At 62.8% G+C, this 22,504-nt stretch carries 16 protein-coding genes; 6 read left to right on the forward strand and 10 right to left on the reverse strand.

Going from position 1 to position 22,504, the window contains the following annotated elements; translation table 11 throughout:
* Window positions 1-3 precede the first annotated feature (3 nt).
* Window positions 4-1,389: a gluconate:H+ symporter gene (locus E8E68_RS23320; protein ID WP_280345318.1), complete on the reverse strand. Its 1,386-nt coding sequence runs from the start codon at window positions 1,387-1,389 to the stop codon at window positions 4-6.
* A 431-nt stretch (window positions 1,390-1,820) separates the two neighbouring features.
* Between E8E68_RS23320 and E8E68_RS23325 the strand changes: the two genes are divergently transcribed.
* The gene (locus E8E68_RS23325; protein ID WP_280345321.1) at window positions 1,821-2,750 is read left to right on the forward strand and encodes a malate dehydrogenase; all 930 of its coding nucleotides are present in this window, start codon (window positions 1,821-1,823) and stop codon (window positions 2,748-2,750) included.
* 105 nt (window positions 2,751-2,855) lie between these two features.
* Here E8E68_RS23325 and E8E68_RS23330 read toward each other — a convergent pair whose 3' ends face one another.
* Together E8E68_RS23330 and E8E68_RS23335 are read right to left on the reverse strand one after the other, a co-directional pair.
* Window positions 2,856-3,677 carry an amino acid ABC transporter permease gene (locus E8E68_RS23330; RefSeq protein ID WP_003247513.1) on the reverse strand — a complete coding sequence of 274 codons (822 nt, stop codon included), beginning with the start codon at window positions 3,675-3,677 and terminating at the stop codon, window positions 2,856-2,858.
* On the reverse strand, window positions 3,674-4,495 hold the full coding sequence (locus E8E68_RS23335) for an ABC transporter substrate-binding protein (protein WP_003247511.1): 822 nt from the start codon (window positions 4,493-4,495) through the stop codon (window positions 3,674-3,676). Before E8E68_RS23335 ends, E8E68_RS23330 begins: the two co-directional genes overlap by 4 nt.
* A 118-nt stretch (window positions 4,496-4,613) precedes the next feature.
* On the opposite strand from E8E68_RS23335, the gene E8E68_RS23340 reads away from it, so the two are divergent.
* On the forward strand, window positions 4,614-5,498 hold the full coding sequence (locus tag E8E68_RS23340; RefSeq protein ID WP_280345327.1) for a homocysteine S-methyltransferase family protein: 885 nt from the start codon (window positions 4,614-4,616) through the stop codon (window positions 5,496-5,498).
* Between the two features lie 16 nt (window positions 5,499-5,514).
* On the opposite strand, the gene E8E68_RS23345 is transcribed toward E8E68_RS23340, so the two are convergent.
* The 3 genes from E8E68_RS23345 to E8E68_RS23355 form a co-directional block, all read right to left on the reverse strand.
* Window positions 5,515-6,468: a bile acid:sodium symporter gene (locus E8E68_RS23345; RefSeq protein WP_266028686.1), complete on the reverse strand. Its 954-nt coding sequence runs from the start codon at window positions 6,466-6,468 to the stop codon at window positions 5,515-5,517.
* Between the two features lie 244 nt (window positions 6,469-6,712).
* Complete coding sequence (gene glyA / locus E8E68_RS23350) at window positions 6,713-7,966, reverse strand: serine hydroxymethyltransferase (protein ID WP_003247505.1); 1,254 nt, start codon at window positions 7,964-7,966, stop codon at window positions 6,713-6,715.
* Window positions 7,967-8,185: 219 nt separating this feature from the next.
* A complete protein-coding gene (locus tag E8E68_RS23355) occupies window positions 8,186-12,016 on the reverse strand; it encodes a bifunctional diguanylate cyclase/phosphodiesterase (RefSeq protein ID WP_266028685.1) in 3,831 nt (1,276 codons plus the stop codon).
* Window positions 12,017-12,264: 248 nt separating this feature from the next.
* On the opposite strand from E8E68_RS23355, the gene E8E68_RS23360 reads away from it, so the two are divergent.
* The 3 genes from E8E68_RS23360 (at window position 12,265) to gdhA (ending at window position 16,194) form a co-directional block, all read left to right on the forward strand.
* A complete protein-coding gene (locus E8E68_RS23360) occupies window positions 12,265-12,663 on the forward strand; it encodes a hypothetical protein (RefSeq protein ID WP_266028684.1) in 399 nt (132 codons plus the stop codon).
* A gap of 301 nt (window positions 12,664-12,964) precedes the next feature.
* Window positions 12,965-14,632, forward strand: a complete 1,668-nt coding sequence (gene ettA, locus E8E68_RS23365) for an energy-dependent translational throttle protein EttA (protein ID WP_110746852.1) — start codon at window positions 12,965-12,967, stop codon at window positions 14,630-14,632.
* Between the two features lie 221 nt (window positions 14,633-14,853).
* Window positions 14,854-16,194 carry an NADP-specific glutamate dehydrogenase gene (gene gdhA, locus E8E68_RS23370; protein ID WP_266028681.1) on the forward strand — a complete coding sequence of 447 codons (1,341 nt, stop codon included), beginning with the start codon at window positions 14,854-14,856 and terminating at the stop codon, window positions 16,192-16,194.
* A 30-nt stretch (window positions 16,195-16,224) separates the two neighbouring features.
* On the opposite strand, the gene E8E68_RS23375 is transcribed toward gdhA, so the two are convergent.
* The 4 genes from E8E68_RS23375 to E8E68_RS23390 all read right to left on the reverse strand — a co-directional run bounded on the left by E8E68_RS23375 (window position 16,225) and on the right by E8E68_RS23390 (window position 19,714).
* Complete coding sequence (locus E8E68_RS23375; RefSeq protein ID WP_110746856.1) at window positions 16,225-16,722, reverse strand: GreA/GreB family elongation factor; 498 nt, start codon at window positions 16,720-16,722, stop codon at window positions 16,225-16,227.
* 67 nt (window positions 16,723-16,789) lie between these two features.
* Window positions 16,790-17,146: a hypothetical protein gene (locus E8E68_RS23380; protein ID WP_110746858.1), complete on the reverse strand. Its 357-nt coding sequence runs from the start codon at window positions 17,144-17,146 to the stop codon at window positions 16,790-16,792.
* A 153-nt stretch (window positions 17,147-17,299) separates the two neighbouring features.
* Entirely contained in the window at window positions 17,300-19,153 is a 1,854-nt protein-coding gene (locus E8E68_RS23385; protein WP_280345335.1) for a DUF4105 domain-containing protein, read from the reverse strand.
* A gap of 72 nt (window positions 19,154-19,225) precedes the next feature.
* Window positions 19,226-19,714, reverse strand: a complete 489-nt coding sequence (locus tag E8E68_RS23390; RefSeq protein ID WP_012270426.1) for a DUF3015 domain-containing protein — start codon at window positions 19,712-19,714, stop codon at window positions 19,226-19,228.
* Between the two features lie 261 nt (window positions 19,715-19,975).
* On the opposite strand from E8E68_RS23390, the gene E8E68_RS23395 reads away from it, so the two are divergent.
* Window positions 19,976-22,414 (forward strand): AAA family ATPase, encoded by a 2,439-nt coding sequence (locus E8E68_RS23395; RefSeq protein ID WP_280345340.1) that lies wholly within the window; start codon window positions 19,976-19,978, stop codon window positions 22,412-22,414.
* Window positions 22,415-22,504 lie beyond the last annotated feature (90 nt).

Genomic DNA, 22,504 nt, shown 5'->3' on the forward strand with positions numbered 1-22,504 from the left:
AGTTCAACCTATGGTGATGGCCGCATTCAACATCAACACCACCATCAGCCCGACCACCGCCACGATGGACTGCACCACCGAGATGGTCTTGGTGGCTTCGCCCATGGTCATGCCAAAGGATTCTTTCACCATCCAGAAGCCTGCATGGTTCGCATAGTTGAAGAACAGCGAACCGCAGCCGATGGACAAGGCCAGCAACGGCAGGTTGAGGCTGGGGTCTGCACCTGCCAGGGGTGCCAGCAGGCCGGCAGCCCCTACGATACCGACCGTGGCGGAACCGGTAGACACCGAGAGCAACATCGCGATCAGCCACCCCAGAATCAGGGGAGGGAAGGCAGATTGCTGGGTCAGGTGCACAATGGCATCGCCAACCTTGGCGCTGGTCAGCATCTCCTGGAAGGCACCGCCGCCGGCAATGATCATGATGATCGAGGCGATCGGCTTGAGGCTTTTGCCCAGTGCATCGCGCAGCTGTTCGGCGTCGCCGCCGCGCGCAAGCACCAGGCTGGCGCCGGCGAACAGCACGCCCAGCAGCATGGCGATCAGCGGGTTGCCCAGGAAGCTGGCCAGTTCCAGCAGCGCATTGCCTTTGGGCAGCAGCATCTCGGCGACGGCATGCACCAGCATCAGGATGGCCGGCAGCAATGCGGCCAGCATGCCGACCATTACCCCGGGGCGGGGTTGGCCATCGGCTTTTTCAGCCAGTGTGAACTGGTCCAGCAATGCCTGATCGGGCCGCGTGATCATGCGCGGTGAAATGAACATGCCGTACAGCGGGCCGCCCAGGATCATTGCCGGAATGGCTGCCAGGAAGCCATAGAGCATGGTGGGCCCGACCGAGGTCTTGAGCACGGCAATGGCGGTCAGGGGGCCTGGGTGGGGCGGTACCATGCCATGCATGGCGGCAAGCGCCGAAATGACCGGCACACCTACATACACATACGCCGAGCCTTTGAAGCGCGCTTTGCTTTCCAGTTTGCGCGCCACGCTGAATATCAGCGGCAGCATGATCACCAGGCCGACTTCGAAAAACATGGGGATGCCAATGACAAAGGCAACCAGCATCATGGCCCATGGGATCATGCGGTCGGAGGTGCGCTTGAGGATGACATCCGCGACCTGTTCCGTGACGCCAGCGTCAGCCAGGATCTTGCCGAGCATCGCACCCAGCGCAATCACCACCCCCACTGCGCCCAGTGTCTTGCCGGCGCCGGTGAGCAGGTGGGCGACGATGCTGCCTGGCGCCATATGCGTCGCGAAGCCCACGCCAATGGACACCACCAGCAAGGCCAGCAGCGGGTGCATTTTCAGGCGCGAAACGATGAGCGCCACCAGCACCAGAACACTGGCCAGTGCCGTCAGTAATAGCTGTATATCTAAGGGGGTCATTCAAGGAGTCTCGGTTGGGCTGGCGCTCGGGCTGCACTCAGGGTTTGAAGGCGTGACGGGCATTTCCACGGGGCATGCCCAGGTGGCTGCCGTTGTGGCTGCTACGGTTGCGAGGAAGGGAACGCGGCTTTGCGCTAGCTGCCGCTCACAGGCGGCCGCCTGGTAACGGAAGGTGGGCAGCAGGGGAGGCGTGGCGCTGAGGCCGGTGGGCGGCGGTGTGGCGACGGGGCGCTTGGGCAGCATGTTCATTGGTTGATTCACCTTGTTGTATGGTCATCTATATGAATCTGGTCAAAGTATTCGCGCTGCTATGGAATACTGTCAAGTGAAGGTAGTCGCATCGTCTTGGGTGGCCATTTAGCCCCGGCAGGCAATACTTCTCTCTATACGCAGGCGTGTTCCTGGTGGCGCGCGCCGCTGGGAGGTGTCTGGTGAACAAATTAACGATTGTGGGTGCCGGCCTGGTCGGCGAGGCGGCGGCGCAGATCATCGCCCGGGATGAGTTGTGCCGTGAGCTGGTGTTGATGGACGTGCAGGGTGAACTGGCGCAGGGCAAGGCGCTGGACGTTTGGCAGGCGGCGGTGGATTCAGGTTCCGATACCCATGTTCACGGCGGGGCCAAAGCCGAGATGCTGGAGGGTTCCGAGCTGGTGGTGATCACGGCGGGCGTGCCGCGCAAGCCCGGCCAGTCGCGCCAGGATGTATTGAGCACCAACCTGCCGATCCTCGACAGCATCATGGCGGATATCAAGCACCACGCGCCGACTGCGACGGTGCTGGTGGTGTCCAACCCGGTCGATGTGCTCACCTACCGCGCCTGGCGCGTCAGCGGGCAGGGGCGCGACAAGGTGTTCGGGCAGGCGGGGGTGCTGGATACCGCGCGCATGAAGTGCTTCATCGCCGAGCAAACCGGGTTTTCTGCACGGGATATCACGGCGTTGGTGCTGGGCGGGCATGGCGACAGCATGGTGCCGCTGATGCGCTACTGCGAGATCGGCTCGGTGCCGCTGTCGCACTTCCTGTCCAGCGAGCAGATCGAACAGATTGTCGAGCGCACCCGTAAGGGCGGCGGTGAAATTCTGGGGTTGAAGAAGATGGGGAGCGCCTGCGATGCACCGGGCGTGGCCATTGCGCAGATGGTTGATGCGATCGCCAATGGGCGGAACCGTATTTTGCCGGCGGTGGCGATTCTCGAGGGCGAGTACGGGCGAACGGATATCGCCATGGGTGTGCCCTGTGTATTGGCAGAGAAGGGGCTTGCGCGGGTGATCGAGTTGCCGCTGGATGCGCAGGAACAGGCGATGTTCGACCACTCTGCAGACCAGGTGGCGCGGGATATCGCCGAGATGAAAGCTTTGTGAGCGGCAAAGCGGCTTCAGTTGACGCGGTAGATGCAGGAGCGCCCTTGGTGGCGCTCCTGCGCGTCGTGCCTGCGTAGATGATTTCGCAGGGGCCGTGTGCAGCCCTCAGCGCTGATAAGCCTTGCCAAAATGCCGTTCCAGCCGCGCCTGCAGCAGTTCCAGCAGTATCGACAGCACCCAGTAGATCACGGCGGCGGTGGTCAGCATCTCCAGGTAGCGATAGCTCGATCGCCCATACGACTGCGCCAGAAACATCACCTCCCAAACCCCCATCACGGATATCAGCGACGAGTCCTTGAGCATCGAAATGAACTGGTTGGCGGTGGGCGGAATGATCACCCGCATGGCCTGGGGCAGGATGATGTGGCAGAAGATCTGCGGCGTGCGCATGCCCAGCGCCAATGCTGCTTCACGTTGCCCACGGGCCACGCCGAGGATGCCGGCGCGGAAGATCTCGCTCAGGTAGGCCCCGTAGTTCAGCGACAAGGCAATGATGCCGGCGCTGATGGCGCCGGGTACCAGGCCCACCTGCGGCAGCCCCAGGTAGATCAGCAGAATCTGGATCAGCAGCGGTGTGCCACGGAAGAACGAGGTGTAGAAGCTGGCCACACCCACCAGCACCGCGCTGTTGGATAACCGTGCCAGCGCGGCGGCAAAGCCGAGCAGCACGGATACCACCATCGAGCACAGGCACAGGAACAGGGTCAGTGCGGCGCCTTGCAGAAAACCATTGGGCCCCAGCTTGAAACCGGCCAGGTTGGGAAACTTCTCCAGAATGATGGCGAACTTCAGGTCAAAGCTGAGGAAGAAGGCGACAAACAGCCCGAACAGCGCCAGCCAGGTCAGCAGTAACCGGGTGCGAAAACCGAACAGGCCGGCGCCCGCAGGCTTTGCCACGGGCTTGGGGGAGGGAGGGAAGGTGCTCATTTGCTGATGTCGGCGCCAATCCATTTCTGCGACAGCTTGGCCAGGGTGCCATCGGCCTTCAGCTCGGCGAACACCTGGCGTACCTTGGCATCCCACTCCGGGTCGCCTTTTTCGATGGCTACCGCGTTGGGCTCTTCATACAGCGGCGCGCCGGCCAGCTTGAAGCGCTTGTCTTGCTGCAGGCGCGGCTGCGCGGTCACCAGGTTGGTAATGATGGCGTCCAGGCGCACGCCAGTGCCCAGGCCCAGGTCCTGGAAGGCGACGTTTTCAGTGTCGTAGGGCGCAGCCTGCACGAAGTCGAACGGGTAATCGATCTTTTGGTCTTCCTTGCCTTCAATGACCAGGTTCTTGTTCAGGTAGCTTTCGTAGCTCGATGCACTGATCGAACCCACCTTGCGGCCTTCCAGGTCTTTGGCGCCATGGATGCGCTCATCCGAGGCATTGACCACGATCACGGCGGGCGATGCGTAGTACTCCACGGGGAAGTCGAACACCTCGGCGCGCGCCTTGCTCGGGGTCATCGAGCAAATGCAGATGTCGTAGCGCCCGCTCCAGCGGCCAGCGGCAATTACGTCCCAGGACGGTGTTTCCAGGCGCAGTTTGACGCCGAGCTTGTCGGCCACTGCCTTGGCCACGTCCACGTCGTAACCGTCGAGTTGGTTGTGGTCATTGAGGAAGGAAAACGGCGGGTAGCTTTCCATCAGCACGTTGACCATTTCCTTGCGCGATTCAACCCGCTCCAACGTGGCGCCAGCAAAGGCTTGGGTGGCAGTTGCGAGCAGTACAAGGCCCGCACCCAGCAGAGAAGAAAATCGCATGTACATACCTGATATGTTGGGCAAATGGGTGATAGGGTATTTAATAGTTATAACCCTAATCCCCATAATGAATTTTATTCATAAGAACCTTCAGAGAAGTTATATGGCAGAGCGAACGATGGTAATTCTGGACGGTGGCATGGGCCGGGAGCTGCAGCGCAGCGGTGCACCGTTTCGCCAGCCCGAGTGGTCGGCGCTGGCGCTGAGCGAGGCGCCGGAGGCGGTCGTGGGCGTGCATGCAGCCTTCATCGATGCGGGTGCGCAGGTCATCACCAGCAACAGCTATGCAGTAGTGCCGTTTCACATCGGTGAAGAACGCTTTGCCGCCGAAGGGCGACAGCTGGCCCATATCGCAGGCCAGCTTGCGCGGCACGCGGCAGATAGCGGCGCGCACCCGGTCAGGGTGGCCGGTTCGCTGCCGCCGCTGTTCGGGTCCTACCGCCCCGACCTGTTCCAGGCCGAGCGTGTGGCAGAGGTGCTGACCCCGCTGCTCCAGGGCCTGGCCCCGCATGTTGACCTGTGGCTGGCCGAAACCCAGAGTTCCGTGGCCGAAGTGCGGGCCATTCATAGCCATTTGCCTGCAGACGGCAGGCCGTTCTGGGTGTCATTCACCCTGCAGGACGAGGACGTCGACGAGGTTCCGCGCCTGCGCTCCGGTGAGCCGGTGGCCGACGCCATCGAAGCCGCAGTCAGCCTGGGCGTGGCTGCGGTGTTGTTCAACTGCAGCCAGCCTGAGGTGATCGGCGCTGCCATCGATGTCGCGCGCTCGGTCATCGAGCGGCACAACGCCGAGATTGCCATCGGTGCCTATGCCAACGCCTTCCCGCCGCAGCCCAAAGAAGCCACTGCCAACGATGGCCTGGACGAACTGCGCGAAGACCTCGATCCGCCGGGTTACCTGGCATGGGCCAAGGACTGGCGTGCGCGGGGTGCCAGCATGGTCGGTGGTTGCTGTGGCATCGGCCCGGAGCATATCGCCGAGCTGAAGCGCAACCTGGCCTAAGCGCCCACGTGATGGGTCAACGTACAAGCCGTGGTATCGCCCGCACGTAAATCAGTTCACTCACCAGCTCTACCAAGGTTTGTGTGATCACCGCCGCTGCCGCCAACCCGCGCATCTCTTCTGGCAACGCCAGCGCCAGCGGCAGCACCACCAGCGAGTTACGCGTGGCTGCGCTGAAGGTTACCGAGCGTGCCTCGGTGGCCGGCAGGCGCAGCAGCCGTGCCGAGGCGAAGCCGAGTACCGGCGCCAGCAGCATGAAGCCGATGTATACCGGAACCACCGGCAGCAAACGGTCGAAATCACGCAGTACCACGACAATCTGCGAAGCGATCACCACCATCAGCACCAAGGCCATGGCCGGCACCGGCAACCACGCCCAGGCGTCGTTCCAGGTCGCGACTGCGCGCGAGCGCCGGGCACCAGCGCTGGTGAGCACCGCGAGGGCCATCGGCAACACGATCAATAGCACGAAGGCTTCCACGAACGGGGTGATGGAGATTGTCACCTGGCTGCTGCCACCCAGCATCAGGGCCAGGTACACCGGCAGCAGCACCAGTTGCGCCAGCAATAACAGGGGGGTTGCGGCCAAGGTCAGGCGTGAGTCGCCTTTGCCAATGTGGGTGAACACCACCACGTAGTCGATGCAGGGCGTGAGCAGCACCAGCAAGGCACCGATGAGGATCGCCGGGTGTTCCACCAGCCCGCGGGTGATGGCCCAGACAAGCAGCGGAACGAGCATGAAATTGGCCAGTAGCAGGGCAGTGATGAAGCGGCGGTTACCCAGGCCCTGGCGCAGGTCGAGAAAGGGTATTTGCAGGAACATCGCGTACATCAGCACGGCGATGGCCGGGGTGATCAGGGCTTCAAGATGGCGCGCAGTGTCGCTGGCCAGCAGGCCGAAGGCAACGGCTGCTAGCACGGCAGCGAAGTAGATCGGGGTCTGGTGGGTCTCGAGTTGTTCTCTGGTCAAGGTGTGGCCTGTGGTTGGTAATGTGGAAGCAACTTGAATTGAGCCCAGGTAATGAAGGCAAGCATATTACCTGTGGGAGCGGGTTCACCCGCGAACACCGGCGTAGCCGGTGCCATCCACCTCGTTGCCCTCTTCGCGGGTAAACCCGCTCCCACAGGGACCGCGACAGGTTAGCGAACCTGGTTCATGAAAAACGAAAAAGCCCGGCACTGGGCCGGGCTTTTTCACTTCAGGCAAGCGCCAATCAGTTGCCGTAAACCGGCAGCTTCTTGCAGATGGCCTTGACCTTCTCACGGACGGCGTCGATCACCGCTTCGTTGTTCAGGTCTGCCAGGATGTCGCAGATCCAGCCGGCCAGTTCCTTGCACTCGGCTTCCTTGAAACCACGGGTGGTCACGGCTGGGGTGCCGAAACGCAGGCCCGAGGTGACGAACGGCGAACGTGGGTCGTTCGGTACCGAGTTCTTGTTCACGGTGATGAAGGCTTTGCCCAGTGCGGCGTCAGCGTCCTTACCGGAGATTTCCTGCTTGATCAGCGACAGCAGGAACAGGTGGTTCTGAGTACCGCCGGAAACCACGTCGAAACCACGCTCGATGAACACGCTGGCCATGGCCTGGGCGTTCTTCACGACCTGCTGCTGGTAAGCCTTGAACTCAGGCTGCAGGGCTTCCTTGAAGCAGATGGCCTTGGCGGCGATGACGTGCTCCAGCGGGCCGCCCTGGGCGCCCGGGAAGACGGCGGAGTTCAGCTTCTTCTCGATGTCGGCGTTGGCACGGGCCAGGATCAGGCCGCCGCGCGGGCCGCGCAGGGTCTTGTGGGTGGTGGTGGTGACCACGTCGGCGAACGGCACCGGGTTCGGGTAGACGCCAGCGGCAACCAGGCCAGCAACGTGGGCCATGTCGACGAACAGGTAGGCACCGACCTTGTCGGCGATGGCGCGGAAGCGTGCGAAGTCCAGCACCTGCGAGTAGGCCGAGAAGCCGGCAACGATCATCTTCGGCTTGTGCTCTACCGCCAGGCGCTCGACTTCGTCGTAGTCGATCAGGCCGTTGCCGTCGATGCCGTACTGGATGGCGTTGTACAGCTTGCCCGAGGAGCTGACCGAAGCACCGTGGGTCAGGTGGCCGCCGTGGGCCAGGCTCATGCCCAGAATGGTGTCACCGGCCGACAGCAGGGCCAGGTAGACGGCGGCGTTGGCCTGGGAGCCAGCGTGCGGCTGGACGTTGGCGTAGTCGGCGCCGAACAGCTCCTTGGCGCGGTCGATGGCCAGTTGCTCGACGACGTCGACGTACTCGCAACCACCGTAGTAGCGCTTGCCCGGATAACCTTCGGCGTACTTGTTGGTCAGCACCGAGCCTTGGGCTTCCATGACTGCCGGGCTGGTGTAGTTTTCCGAAGCGATCAGCTCGATATGCTCTTCCTGGCGCAGGGCTTCTTGCTGCATGGCTTCGAAGAGCTCGGCGTCGTACTTGGCAATGGTCAAATCACGGCTGAACATGGCGGTCCTCAAGGATCGGGGGTGAGTTAGGCGGGCATTCTAACCGATTGATTCGCGGCTGGCATATGAAGTGGCATCAAGTCGCGGACCAATGGGCTTCATGTTGCATCCCGCGCCGTGTCTGGGCTGGGCGGGGGCGAGAGTTGACTCGAAGGTCCGTTTTTTAGGCGCAATTCAGTCGCGGCTCCTAGGGGACCTTGTGAACAGGCAGCGGGCGGGTCAATGGAACATGAACAAGGTCTCGTTGGAGAATTGCGCCTCGAACTGATGCGCCGGCATCGGTCGCCCGAACAGGTAGCCCTGTACCTCGTCGCAACCGTGCTCACGCAGAAACTCCAGCTGCTCGTGGGTTTCGACGCCTTCGGCGATCACCGCCAGGTTGAGGCTGTGGGCCATGGCGATGATCGCCCGGGCAATCTGCGCGTCCTGTTCGCCTTCGGGCAGGCCGTCGACGAAGGTACGGTCGATCTTCAGCACGTCGATGGGGAACTGCTTGAGGTAGTTGAGCGACGAGTAGCCAGTGCCGAAGTCATCGACCGCAATGCTCAGCCCGAGGTTTTTCAGGCTGGCCAGAATTTGCAGCGCCTCGTTCACCTCGCGCATCAGGATACTTTCGGTGAGCTCCAGCTCCAGGCATGCGGGTGGCAAGCCGCTTTCCTCAAGGATGGTGGCAATCCGTGTACCCAGCTGGCCGTCGGAGAACTGCCGCGCCGAGATATTCACCGACACCTTCGGTACCCGCACCTTGGCCTTGTGCCAGGCCTTGAGCTGACGGCTGGCCTCGCGCAGCACCCAGTCGCCGACTTCTACCACCAGGCCCAGCTCTTCGATCACCGGGATGAAATCGCCCGGCGGCACCAGGCCGCGGGTCGGGTGGCGCCAGCGCAGCAGCGCTTCGGCACCGGTCAGGCGCTTGCCGTCGCCGCTGAACTGCGGCTGGTAGTAGAGGATGAACTCGTTCTGCTCCATGGCGTGGCGCAGGTCGCTTTCCAGTTCCAGGCGCTCCAGGGCACTGGCGTTCATCTCGGCCTGGTAGAACTGGAAGTTGTTCTTGCCGCGTTCCTTGGCGTGGTACATGGCGGTGTCGGCGTTCTTCATCAGCTGGCTCAGCTCGCTGCCATCCTGCGGGCTCAGGGCAATGCCGATACTGGCGGTGACGAAGAACTCGCGGTTTTCCAGCACGAACGGCCGCACCAGGCTGCCAAGGATGTTCTCGGCCACATGGATGGCGCGGTTCAAGGCCATTTCGCGGGTGGGGCGTGGTTGCAGCAGCAAGGTGAACTCGTCACCGCCCATGCGCGCCACGGTGTCGTCATCGTCCACGCAGGCCAGCAGGCGCAGGGCCATGTCCTTGAGCATGCGGTCGCCGGCGGCATGGCCAAGGGAGTCGTTGATCGGCTTGAAGCGGTCGAGGTCGAGGAACATCAGCACCACCCAGGCCTTCTGCCGTTCGGCCTGCTGCAGGGCGTTGTACAGGCGGTCCTGAAACAGCGTGCGGTTAGGCAGGTGGGTGAGGGCGTCGTAGTAGGCCAGGCGGTGAATGCGCTGTTCGCTGGCCTTGCGTTCACTGATGTCGGTGAAGAAGCACACGTAGCTGGCCAGGTCGCCTTCGTCGTCCAGTACCGCGGTAATACCGACCCAGGCCGGGTAGTGGTCGCCGTCACGGCGCTTCAGCCACACTTCGCCCTCCCAGCTGCCACGTTGGTGCAGTTGCTTGACCACATAGCGCAGGTGGCTCTCCTGCTGTTCATCGACGGTGAGCATGCCCGGCAACTGGTCGAGGACGTCGCTGACGGCATAGCCACTGACGCGGCTGAACGCCTCGTTGGCCTGGACGATGTAGCCGGCCGGGTCGGTGATGAGAATCGCCGAGGTGGAGTGCTCGAATACCGTCGCGGCCATGCGCAGGTCTTTCTCCGCGCGGCGTTGCTGGCTGATGTCACGGCCCACCCCGAGCACGCCTTCAAACCGTTGGTCGTCGTCCCACACCAGTACCAGGCGCAGCTCGATCGGGATCTTGCGGCCATCGGCGCGCAGGCAGTCGAACAGGAACAGCTGGGTGGGCAACTGGCTGCGCAGTTGCGCCAGTTGGGCCGGATCGCCCATTGCGCTACTGACCCGCTCCATCAGGCTGTAGATGCCGGTGAGCTGGGCCGGGTTGGCGATGATCGACTGCCAGCCGTTGGCGAAGATCCAGTCTGCCTGGTAGCCCAACACGCTCTGCACCGACGGGCTGACATAGTTGAGCTTGAGCAGGCTGTCGGTAGAGAAGATCACGTCGCTGATGCTTTCGGCGAGCATGCGGTAGCGCTGCTCGCTGTCGCGCAGGGACTGGCTGGCCTCGATCTGCACCGTCACATCCTTGCCCACCCCGATGATGCGCGTAACCAGGCCCTCGGCGTCGCGGGTCAGCACCTGCTCGCGGATGTCGTAGCAGCGCCAGCCGCCATCATGGTGGCGGAAACGCAGTTGGCAGTGCAGCGGTTGGTCATGGCCTTCGTCGCGCTGTTGCTGGCGCAGGGCCTGGTAGTGCGCGGCATCTTCAGGGTGCAGCAGCAGCTCCCAGAAGCGGTCGCCCATTTGTGCCAGTTCGGTACGGTCGTAGCCCAGGGTCTGGCCGAGGTGGCGGTTGCTGAAGATCATCCGCTGGCTCAGCACATCCTGCACGTACAACTGGTCGGGGACGGTGCGGACCACGTCCGACCAGAAGCTTTCGCGCTCCAGCAGGGACAGCTCTACCTGCTTGCGGCTGGTGATGTCGCTGATGCTGAGGATCACCGCCTGGTAGTCACGCCGCTGCTGCGGCAGGCGTGCCATCAGCCACAGGTGCAGCTCGCCGCCCAGTGGCGCCGGCAGGCGTACTTCCAGCTCCAGCAGCTGGCGTTGCTCGATCAGGGCGTCGATCAGTTGCATGCCGATGCTTTCGCGGCCGTCGCCAGTGCCGTCGATCAGCCGATGCCAGGCACCTTCATGGCTGTCGATGTTGAGCAGTTGGCGCGCCACCTGGTTGACCTCGGTGATCTTAAGCTCCAGCAGCAGCGAGCGGCGCAGGTTGGTGTCCAGCGCCAGGCTCTGCTTGAGCGCGGCGCGGTTGCGCAGGTGGTAGCGGTCGAGTTGGCCGGGCAGGCTGGAAAGGTCGAGCACGCACAGGGCCACACCGGTGCCTTCGAAGATTTCCTGGTAGCGCCGGCGGTCTTCCTGCAGCGCGCGCTGGCGGCGACGCATGTTGATCAGCGCCAGCACCGGCAGCAGGGCGCAGAACAGCACCAGCATGCATTTGCCGATCAGCGCCGGCAGCAGCTTTTGCTGGGCCAGCTTCGCGTCGAACAGGCCGCGCAGCTGCCAGGTGCTGTTGTCGATAAAGGCCAGCATCACGCTTTGCAGTGGTTCGTTGCTGGTATCGGTTGGCGCGTGGTGCTGCAGCACCTCGCCGCTGCGGCTGTTTTCCAGCAACCACAGCGGGTGCCCATCGCCGTCCAGGTGGGTGGTGAGTTCGCGGTAGTAGTCGGGTGACAGGCGCAGCAACCAGTAGCCGCGGTCCTGTTCAGCGGCCTGGCGCAGCAGCAGGTACAGGGTGCGGTTGTCGGCTGAATTGGTAAAGAAGTACGCACGGCCCTGGTTCAGCGTGAGCAAATCGTCAAGCAACTGGCGGTCGGGGCTGTTTGCCAGGCTGTCGGCGCGCAGTTGCCCGCTGCTGTTCAGCCAGGCCAGGCTTTGCAGGGCGGGCAGCCGCTCGCGCAGGGTAACCAGCAGGCTGGGCAGGGCGGCCGGCGTCGGCGCATTGACGTAGGGCTGCACCACATTCACCGCTTGCTGGGCCTTGAACGCCATGTTCAGGCTCAGGTGGTCAGCCAGTTCCGCGGTCGCGTCCAGGCTTTGTCGACGCAGGTCGGCCTGGGTGTGGTTGAACTGGGCGAGCAGCTGCCACAGCAGCAGGCCCAGCAGGATCAGGGCCAGCATCGCCAGCGCACCCTTGATCGACCCGCGCAAGGTAGAGGCGGGCGCTTGTGGCGCGGAACGCAGTGGCGACGGATGAGTAAGATTGGTCAAGCGTTGATCCTGCGATTGGGCTGGCGATGGCAGGGACGGAGCATGCAGGGTGTGTGCCGTTGTCTGCCTGCCGCACCGCGGTGGCGCACTATAAGGCCGGACACCCGAAACCGGCTAGCATGCCTAGGATTGTGGCAAAGTGCCAGCCATGTTGACCGAAGGTGGCTGCCGGGTGGTTCGGCAAGCCCCTGCAAGCTGTGCGAGAATAGCGCCCGCTATACATGACAACGCATCGGAGATGTTCGCTTTTGGTTACTCACTTTTCCTCCAATGGCCTCGATTCCGCCTGTGGGCGCAGCAGTCAGACCCTTGTCAGCACTGCCGTGACCGAGGACGTATCCTGCAAGTCTTGCCAGCGTTCGCTGAGCAAACCCGAGGCGGCTGCTACCGCCAAACCCAAGGCCCCATCGCTGGCTGAACTGCGCAAGACCGCCAAGGCGGCAGCAGAGCCGGCTGTTGCAGTGGCGGCGGCCAAGCCGGCAGCCAAGGTGATCAGTACTGCACCTGCCAAACCGGCCAAGGCGGCTGAGCAGCAACCTGCCCGCAGCGGCGGCTTCAGCGTGAAGTCTGCCTGGGCCGCGCGCCTGGCCGAGCAGGGCGACCGTTGCCGCTTGCCGCGGGGCAAGGTCAAACAGCGCCACGTGTGAGCCATTTCGGCTGCTGTGCCGGCCCTTTCGCGGCTAAAGCCGCTCCCACAGATACTGCATTGCCCTTGAAGGCAGTGATATCCCTGTGGGAGCGGCTTTAGCCGCGAAGAGGCCGGCACAGGCATCAAAATCCCCCAAGGGACAGCTCCGGTCCCGCCCCACCCTCGACCCCTCCTATGCAACGCCGCGCGTTGGCGTAGAATGGTCGTCTTTGTCCAATGACACTCGAACACACATCCACCCGGCCCCGCTGCCGGGGCGATCGTCGATGTCTTTACCTATCTGATTAGAGGGCTTGGTTTTGGCTCAATACGTCTACACCATGCATCGGCTGAGCAAGGTCGTGCCGCCGAAGCGGGAAATTCTCAAGAACATTTCCCTGTCGTTCTTCCCGGGCGCCAAGATTGGCGTGCTCGGCCTGAACGGCGCCGGTAAATCGACCCTGCTGCGGATCATGGCGGGCGTCGACAAGGAATTCGACGGCGAAGCCCGTCCGATGCCCGACATCAACGTTGGCTACCTGCCACAGGAACCGCAACTGGACCCGACCAAGTCGGTCCGTGAAGTGGTCGAGGAAGCGGTCAGCGTGATCAAGGACGCCCAAGCCCGCCTGGACGAGGTGTACGCGGCCTACGCCGAACCAGATGCCGACTTCGACAAGCTGGCCGCCGAACAGGCCAAGCTGGAAGCCATCCTGCAGGCCGCCGACGGTCACAACCTGGAGCGCCAGCTGGACGTGGCCGCCGACGCCCTGCGCCTGCCGGCCTGGGATGCACGCATCGAACACCTGTCTGGTGGTGAGAAGCGCCGTGTGGCCCTGTGCCGCCTGCTGCTGTCGGCCCCCGACATGCTGCTGCTCGACGAACCGACCAACCACCTGGACGCCGACTCGGTGGCCTGGCTGGAGCGCTTCCTGCACGACTTCCCGGGCACCGTGGTAGCGATTACCCACGACCGTTACTTCCTCGACAACGTCGCTGGCTGGATCCTGGAACTGGACCGCGGCGCCGGCATCCCGTACGAAGGCAACTACTCGGGCTGGCTGGAAGCCAAGTCGGACCGTCTGGCGCAGGAATCCAAGCAGCAGAGCGCCCACGAAAAGGCCATGAAAGAGGAACTGGAGTGGGTGCGCAAAGGCGCCAAGGCCCGCCAGTCCAAATCCAAGGCCCGTCTGCAGCGCTTTGAAGAAATGCAGTCGCAGGAATTCCAGAAACGCAGCGAAACCAACGAGATCTACATTCCGGCCGGTCCGCGCCTGGGCGACAAGGTCATCGAATTCAAGAACGTCACCAAGGGCTACGGTGACCGCGTGCTGATCGACAACCTGTCGTTCGCCATGCCGAAAGGCGCCATCGTAGGCGTGATCGGCGGTAACGGTGCCGGTAAGTCGACCCTGTTCCGTATGCTGATGGGCAAGGAACAGCCGGATTCGGGCAGCATCGAGATCGGTGAAACCGTGCAACTGGCCTGCGTCGACCAGAGTCGCGAGGACCTGGACGGTGGCAAGACCGTGTTCCAGCAGGTTTCCGACGGTTCCGACATGATCCGCATCGGCAACTATGAGATCCCGTCGCGTACCTACGTTGGCCGTTTCAACTTCAAGGGTGGTGACCAGCAGAAGTTCGTCAAGGACCTGTCCGGTGGTGAGCGTGGCCGCCTGCACCTGGCCCTGACCCTGAAGGAGGGCGGTAACGTCCTGCTGCTCGACGAACCGTCCAACGACCTCGACGTCGAAACCCTGCGTTCGCTGGAAGAAGCCTTGCTGGACTTCCCGGGCGCCGCGATCGTGATTTCCCACGACCGTTGGTTCCTGGACCGTGTAGCGACCCACATCCTGGCGTACGAAGACGACTCCAACGTGGTGTTCTTCGAAGGCAACTACACCGAGTACGAAGCCGACCGCAAGAAGCGCCTGGGCGATGCTGCTGCCCAACCGCACCGGGTACGGCACAAGAAGCTGGCCCAGTAAGCTGGCTTTATGATGCACAAGAATGGGGCCCTATGTGGCCCCATTTTTGTGCTTGGCTAACCCGCAAACCCTGCTTATCAGGCACTGCATTTGTATACACTTATATAAAACGCACCAAATAATTTCAAAAAAACGACATCTCGCCCTATTCCAGTGCGATTGCTTCTTGGTACATTCCCGAAAAAACCAATAAGTCCAAACCCTTCGGTGAGATGTCTACCATGATCGAATCTGTCGACCATTTCCTTGCGCGTCTGCAACAGCGCGATCCAGGCCAACCCGAATTCCACCAGGCGGTGGAAGAGGTGTTGCGTACCCTGTGGCCATTCCTTGAAGCCAACCCCCGTTACCTGCAGTCCGGCATTCTCGAACGCATGGTCGAGCCGGAGCGCGCGCTGCTGTTCCGTGTGTCCTGGGTCGATGACCAGGGCAAGGTGCAGGTCAACCGCGGTTACCGCATCCAGATGAACAGCGCCATTGGCCCCTACAAGGGCGGCCTGCGCTTCCATCCGTCGGTGAACCTCAGTGTGCTGAAGTTCCTGGCCTTCGAGCAGGTGTTCAAGAACTCCCTGACTTCGCTGCCCATGGGCGGCGGCAAAGGCGGCTCGGACTTCGACCCGAAAGGCAAGAGCGACGCCGAAGTGATGCGCTTCTGCCAGGCGTTCATGAGCGAGCTGTACCGCCATATTGGCGCCGACTGCGACGTGCCGGCCGGTGACATTGGCGTGGGTGCCCGCGAAATCGGCTTCATGTTCGGCCAGTACAAGCGCCTGGCCAACCAGTTCACTTCGGTACTGACCGGCAAGGGCATGACCTACGGTGGCAGCCTGATCCGCCCGGAAGCAACCGGTTACGGCTGCGTGTACTTCGCCGAAGAAATGCTCAAGCGCCAGGACAAGCGTATCGATGGCCGCCGTGTGGCGGTGTCCGGCTCGGGCAACGTTGCCCAGTATGCGGCGCGCAAGGTCATGGACCTGGGGGGCAAGGTGATCTCGCTGTCCGATTCCGAAGGCACCCTGTACGCCGAAGCTGGCTTGACCGACGCCCAGTGGGACGCGCTGATGGAGCTGAAGAACGTCAAGCGTGGGCGTATCAGCGAGCTGGCCGAGCAGTTCGGCCTGGAGTTCCGCAAGGGCCAGACCCCGTGGAGCCTGCCGTGCGATATCGCACTGCCTTGCGCCACGCAGAACGAGCTGGGCGCCGAAGACGCCCGCACCTTGCTGCGTAACGGCTGCATCTGCGTGGCCGAAGGCGCCAACATGCCGACTACCCTGGAAGCCGTGGACATCTTCCTGGACGCCGGCATCCTGTACGCGCCGGGTAAAGCCTCCAACGCCGGTGGCGTGGCCGTATCGGGCCTGGAAATGTCGCAGAACGCCATGCGCCTGCTGTGGACTGCCGGTGAAGTGGACAGCAAGCTGCACAACATCATGCAGTCGATTCACCATGCGTGCGTGCACTACGGTGAAGAGGCCGATGGCCGCGTCAACTACGTCAAGGGTGCGAACATCGCTGGCTTCGTGAAAGTGGCTGACGCGATGCTGGCTCAGGGCGTGGTCTGATTTGAGACCCTGAGGGCCGCTTTGCGGCCCTCAACCCTCACCCAAAATCTCAACCACCTCTATCACCTGTTCGCCTAGCGGTCGCCGCCAGAGCACCTCATCCCCCGGCGCGGCCCCAAGCAACGCCCGCCCCAAGGGCGAACCCCAGTTGATCAACCCCTGCCCGGCATCCGCCTCATCCTCGCCCACCAGCCGCACCACCTGCTCCTGGTCATGGGCATCGGCAAACCGCACCCGGCTACCAATCTGTACCTTGCTATGCGAAGTCGCCGCCGGTACCACTTGAGCGCTTTGCACCCGCGCGTTGAAGTAGCGCAGATCTCGCTCGGTATCGGCCAGCCGTTGCTTGTCACCCCGTTCGCCCTGCGCCTGCAGTTCGCTGCGCAAGGCATTCAGCTCGGCCACACGGGTTTGCAGCTGGCGCAGGCCGCTGGCCGTCACATAGTTGGGTTGGTCACTGACGCGCCGCTCGACCGGTTGGTCGGCCTGGGCGGCGGCCTGGTCTTCGTTGACGAATGCTCGGCTCATGCAGGGCCTCCTTGTGCAAGGGACCATCATGGCAGGCCACTGGTTTAAAGGAATGTCCGTTTGCGACTCAGTTGTGGCGATAAGCCTTGGCCGCGCCACGGTCCTTTTCCTGTTCCCAGTCGCGGTCGCGCTGGTCCCAGAAGCGCTCGTGGTACTGGCGCTGTTCTTCGCTGTTCTGCATGGCCTGGCACTGGCGGAAGCCATCGTCCCAGCCGGTTTCGTACTGGCGCTCGTGCAGATAGCGCGGTACGTTTTTGCGAAAATTGCCCACCATCAGCCCGGCTGCCTGGCGGCCACTGCTGCAGCCGTCCTGGAAGCCATCCGCATAGGCGGGAGGGTAACCGTTGTTGACCATCTGCTCGTGGGTGGTTTCGCAACCTGAAAGCAACACCGCAATGCACACGCCGAACCAGTACCGCGACATAGCCACAAAGCCCTCCAGTTGATGGTGGAAAGTCTAGGTGGCGATTTGTCGGATAGGTGTCAAAACAGTGTCAAAGAGTTGGTTCAGTCACACTGCTTTGCCAGCCTGACTGGCCAATTCGCGGGCTTGCCCGCGAGAGGCCCCAAAGCGGCCTCAGTAGTGATACCACTTCAGCTCCAGCATCACCTCGTTTTGCGCCGTGGCCAGGTGGCTGAATTCCCGCGAGGCACTCAGCCGCAACCCCAGGTTCTGGCTGATCTCCCACTGCTGGTTCAGGCTCACACTGCGCCGCACCTCGCCGTTGGTGAAATAGTCACCCTTGGCCTCCAGCGTCATGTTGCCCAGCCCGTTGCGCCACAGCAGCCCGCCATTGAACCCCGCCGCCGGGGCAATGAACTCGGCGAAGTCGTTGTGGTGCTCGACCCGCACCGTGCCCAAGGCAAAGCCCAGCAAGCCATCGGCCAATTGCCAGGTACCCCCGGCGCCGCCATTCACATGGCTTACCAGGACTTCGTCATCATGCTTGCCCGGCACCCGCTCCAGACCGCCAGCCACTTGCCAGGACCAAGGCTTGAGCAGCTCGTTACGGGGTGTCAGTGAACGGATGGTGGCCAAGTCCAGGCGTTGTACCTGCCAGTCGTTGCCTTCGTATTGGCGCACCTTCAACTGCAGGATTTCGATCTGCGCGCCCAGCGGGAAGCCATAGGCATTGTCGTTCAGGTCGTGGTAGGCCATGCGCAGGCCGTACTCGGCGTAGGCACGGTCTTCGCGGGTGCCCACGCCCAGCTGCCAGGTGCGCGAATCATGGCCGTCCTCAGGCAGGCCGGGGCGCTCTATCTGCAGCGGCGGGGGCGGGTTGCTGTTGATCGCCCGCAGCAGCTCGAAGCTGCGCTTGGCTTGCCCGGGGTCGCGTTCCTGGCCATTGGCACGGTAGCGCTCCAGGCGATACGCAGCGTCCTGTACCAGCGCCTGGCGTTCGCGGGGCAAGGCTTTGAAGTCGGGGCTTTGCAATTGCGTGGTGTCGGCGCTTACGGCCAGCACCTGGCGCTTTTCGTCATGGTCGAGTGGCTCGGCGCGGGCCAGCAGTTCACGTTCGCGCGAGGGGCGGTAGGTTTCGCTGGCGACCATGCCGGACTGTTTCACGGCTTTCACCGTATCGGTTGGGATGGCGGTCAGCGGGAACTGCGAGGTCAGGTCCAGGCTCGGCCGGGCGACCTGCAGCAGCTCCAGCAGGCGGTACGAGCAGTTTTCGTCGAAAAAGAAGTAGTCGAACTGGATCTGCTTCAGCTCCCACACGTGTTCGACCATGCGCCCGGTTTCTGCCGGCGTAAGGTCCAGCTGGTATTCCCACAGGTCGCGGTTTTCCAGGCTGCGGTATTCGGAGAGTTTTTCCTGGTAGGGCATCAGCGCGAACAGCCCCGGGTAGCCGCCCACCAGGCCCTTCCAGGCATACAGGATGCTGTTGTCGCTGCCTTCGATGTAGGCACCGAAGTTGATTGCGTAGCTCAGTAGCGTGGTGTCGTCGCTGCGGGTGTTGGACTGGTCGATGCGCAGCAGGGTGTGGCCGAACATCGACGATGGGCTGTTCAGGTAGGCCGCCGGGAAGATCAACGCGGCGCTGTGCGGGTCGATCGACTTGTACCAGGTCTTGAACTCCTGGCAGTCCGGTTGCGGCAAGCCTTGCAGGTTCAACTGCTCGCGCAGCCAGCGGGTGCGCGCCGGGAATACGCATTGGGCATGCTTGTCGCCGAGGCTGGCTGGGGCATACAGCGCATCGACCGTCGCTTGCAGCTCCTGGTCTGGGTGGTGGGCGCCATCTTCGGCCAGGAAGAACGCGTCATCGTCCACATAGCTGCGCCAGCCGCCGAGCTTGGCGGTTTCGTAATGGCCCAGGGCGATCCAGTAGGGGGTGTTGGCCAGTTGCTGGAGACGGCCTTGATCCAGCACGGGTGCGGCATGAACAGGGGCGCAGGCACACAGCGCCAGGGCAGCGAGGCGTTTGAGCATATCGGGCAACTACTTCTAAACGATGCCGAAAAAGGCGAAACCCGCCCCGTGGTGGGGCGGGAGCAGCAGTGCTTAGGCCTCGGTAGCGTATTTGGCCAGGCGTGGGTCGCTCTTCAGAACGGCCAGGGTGTTGCTGTGGACAGTTTCGGCAGTGACGTCGGCACTGCTGAAGATCTGGTTGAAGTGCTGGTGGGTGACCGAGTTGAAGTAACCACGGTCTTCCGGAGCTACGCCGAGGACCACGGCATAGGTGGTCAGTGCTTCGCCCTGGCCCATGGCCATGTCTTCGGACAGTTCGTTCATCATGCCATTCATGGCGAACCAGGACTTGCCGCCGTAGGTCAGCGAAGCCTTGGTCGAGCAGCCGTTGGTGCCGGAGGTCATGCCGAAGGTGGCGTTACCAGAGGTGCCGTTGGTGGTGGAAGCCAGGAAGTGTGCCGGCGTGCCGCGCTGGCCTTCGAACAGCATGTTGCCCCAGCCGCAGTTCGGGCCGCCTGGCGCTTCAGCCATGGCGTTGAGCGAGACTACGGTGAACAGAGTACCCAGAAGAATCCGTTTCATAGCATTTGTTCTCTTTGTCTTAACCAAGGGTCAGGGTTTCTGGCAACTCGGTTGCCAGGTCGGGAAAGCATTTCACCCACCCGCGCAGCTTGGAGTTTAGGCACGATCTAAAGGTTGCGTTGTTGATTGCGAAAAATTTGCTGTGACATGACCTGCGTTGGCTGCGACCTGCTGCGATATAAAGTCCCGTGGAGCCTTGCAAGGCGCGCGCGGGCAGCGCCAGAATGCTGCGTATCTGCCCCGCCGAAGTAAGGAAACCCAATGCCCGATCCTGTCGCTGCGCGCCTGCGTCTCGCGCCTGAAGCCCTGACCCGGCGTTTCTCGCCCGAGCAGTTTGCCTTTTCCAATACCGACGATCTGGAGCCGTTTCGCGGAGTCCTGGGCCAAGAACGTGCTGTCGAGGCCCTGCAGTTCGGCGTGGCAATGCCGCGCCCCGGTTACAACGTGTATGTGATGGGCGAGCCCGGCACCGGCCGCTTCTCGTTCGTCAAACGGTACCTCAAGGCCGAGGGCAAGCGTCAGCAGACCCCGGCCGACTGGGTCTACGTCAACCACTTCGACGACACGCGCGAACCGCGTGCACTGGAATTGCCTTCGGGCAGCGCCGCCGAGTTCATCACCGACATGGGGGGCTTGATCGACAACCTGCTGTCGACCTTCCCGGCGGTGTTCGAGCACCCCTCCTACCAGCAGAAGAAGGGCGCCATCGATCGCGCCTTCAACCAGCGCTACGACCGCGCCCTGGATGTGATCGAGCGTGCGTCGCTCGAGAAGGACGTGGCGTTGTACCGCGACTCCAGCAACGTCGCCTTCACCCCGATGGCCGACGGCAAGGCGCTGGATGAGGCCGAGTTCGCCCAGTTGCCGGAAGAGGTGCGCGAGCAGTTCCATGAGGACATCGCCCAGCTTGAGGAGCAGCTGAACGAAGAACTGGCCAGCCTGCCGCAATGGAAGCGCGAATCGAACAACCAGCTGCGCCAGCTCAACGAAGAAACCATTACCCTGGCCCTGCAACCGCTGCTGGCGCCGTTGTCGGAGAAGTACGCCGAAAACGCGGCAGTCTGCGCCTACCTGCAATCGCTGCAACTGAACTTGCTGCGCACCGTGGTCGAACAACTGGTCGATGACAGCAAGACTGACGCCGTCGCGCGCAAGTTGCTCGAAGAGCAGTACGCCCCCAGCCTGGTAGTCGGCCATCACGCGGATGGCGGCGCACCGGTGGTGTTCGAGCCGCACCCGACCTACGACAACCTGTTCGGCCGTATCGAATACAGCACCGACCAAGGCGCGCTGTACACCTCGTATCGTCAGCTGCGCCCGGGCGCGCTGCACCGGGCCAATGGCGGCTTCCTGATTCTTGAAGCCGAGAAGATGCTGGGCGAGCCGTTCGTATGGGATGCGCTCAAGCGTGCGTTGCAGTCGCGCAAGCTGAAGATGGAGTCGCCGATCGGTGAGCTGGGCCGGGTCGCCACCGTCAGCCTGCAGCCGCAGATGATCCCGCTCAACGTCAAGCTGGTGATCATCGGCTCGCGCCAGCTGTACTACGCACTGCAGGACCATGACTCGGACTTCCAGGAGATGTTCCGCGTGCTGGTCGACTTCGACGAAGACATGCCGATGGTCGACGAAAACCTCGAGCAGTTCGCCCAACTGTTGCGCACCCGTACCAACGAGGAGGGCATGGCGCCGCTGACCAGCGATGCGGTTGCACGCCTGGCCACCTTCAGCGCGCGCCTGGCCGAAAACCAGTCGCGGTTGTCGGCGCGCATCGGCGACCTGTTCCAGTTGGTCAGCGAAGCCGATTTCATCCGCCAACTGGCCAGTGACGAAATGACCGACGCCGGCCACATCGAGCGTGCGCTGAAGGCCAAGGCCACCCGCACCGGGCGGGTGTCCCAGCGGGTGCTGGACGACATGCTCGCCGGCATCATCCTGATCGACACAGAAGGGGCTGCGATTGGTAAGTGCAACGGCCTGACCGTGCTGGAGGTGGGCGATTCGGCGTTCGGCATGCCGGCGCGTATATCGGCCACCGTGTACCCGGGCGGCAGCGGCATCGTCGACATCGAACGCGAGGTCAACCTTGGCCAGCCGATCCACTCGAAGGGGGTGATGATCCTCACCGGTTACCTCGGCAGCCGCTACGCACAGGAGTTCCCGCTGGCCATTTCCGCGAGCATTGCCCTGGAACAGTCCTACGGCTACGTGGACGGTGACAGTGCCTCGCTGGGTGAGGCCTGCACGCTGATCTCGGCACTGTCGCGCACGCCGCTCAAGCAGTGCTTTGCCATCACGGGTTCGATCAACCAGTTTGGTGAAGTGCAGGCGGTGGGTGGGGTCAACGAAAAGATCGAGGGCTTCTTCCGCCTGTGCGAGGCGCGTGGCCTGACCGGCGAGCAGGGGGTGATCATCCCGCGTGCCAACGTCGCCACCCTGATGCTCGACGAGCGCGTACTGCAAGCGGTGGAGAACGGCATGTTCCACGTCTACGCGGTCAGCCAGGCCGACGAGGCCCTGAGCCTGCTGGTGGGCGAGGAGGCCGGGGGGCTGGATGACAAGGGCCAGTTCGCCGAGGGCAGCGTCAACGCCCGGGTGGTGGAGCGGCTGCGTGAAATCGCCGAAATGATCAGTGAGGAAGACATCGAGAAGGCGGAAAAGGAGCGCCTTGAAGACATGATTGCCCAGGCCAAACCGGCTTGAGTCAATAAACCGGCGCTGGCGGCGATGTGCTACCGTTCAGCGCCGGTTTTCCATCTTTCTGTACTGTTCTTCTATGCTGGAACTTAAGGA

Origin of the sequence: Pseudomonas sp. BN607, assembly GCF_029871175.1 — a bacterium.
Taxonomy (GTDB): Bacteria; Pseudomonadota; Gammaproteobacteria; order Pseudomonadales; family Pseudomonadaceae; genus Aquipseudomonas.

Bases quoted from the DNA above. Each gene is read 5' to 3' on its own strand.
- glyA (WP_003247505.1), bottom strand. From the start codon at position 7,966: ATGTTCAGCCGTGATTTGACCATTGCCAAGTACGACGCCGAGCTCTTC.
- E8E68_RS23385 (WP_280345335.1), bottom strand. From the start codon at position 19,153: ATGCTCAAACGCCTCGCTGCCCTGGCGCTGTGTGCCTGCGCCCCTGTT.
- E8E68_RS23395 (WP_280345340.1), top strand. From the start codon at position 19,976: ATGCCCGATCCTGTCGCTGCGCGCCTGCGTCTCGCGCCTGAAGCCCTG.
- E8E68_RS23320 (WP_280345318.1), bottom strand. From the start codon at position 1,389: ATGACCCCCTTAGATATACAGCTATTACTGACGGCACTGGCCAGTGTT.
- E8E68_RS23340 (WP_280345327.1), top strand. From the start codon at position 4,614: ATGGTAATTCTGGACGGTGGCATGGGCCGGGAGCTGCAGCGCAGCGGT.
- E8E68_RS23375 (WP_110746856.1), bottom strand. From the start codon at position 16,722: ATGAGCCGAGCATTCGTCAACGAAGACCAGGCCGCCGCCCAGGCCGAC.
- E8E68_RS23330 (WP_003247513.1), bottom strand. From the start codon at position 3,677: ATGAGCACCTTCCCTCCCTCCCCCAAGCCCGTGGCAAAGCCTGCGGGC.
- E8E68_RS23335 (WP_003247511.1), bottom strand. From the start codon at position 4,495: ATGCGATTTTCTTCTCTGCTGGGTGCGGGCCTTGTACTGCTCGCAACT.
- E8E68_RS23380 (WP_110746858.1), bottom strand. From the start codon at position 17,146: ATGTCGCGGTACTGGTTCGGCGTGTGCATTGCGGTGTTGCTTTCAGGT.
- gdhA (WP_266028681.1), top strand. From the start codon at position 14,854: ATGATCGAATCTGTCGACCATTTCCTTGCGCGTCTGCAACAGCGCGAT.
- E8E68_RS23390 (WP_012270426.1), bottom strand. From the start codon at position 19,714: ATGAAACGGATTCTTCTGGGTACTCTGTTCACCGTAGTCTCGCTCAAC.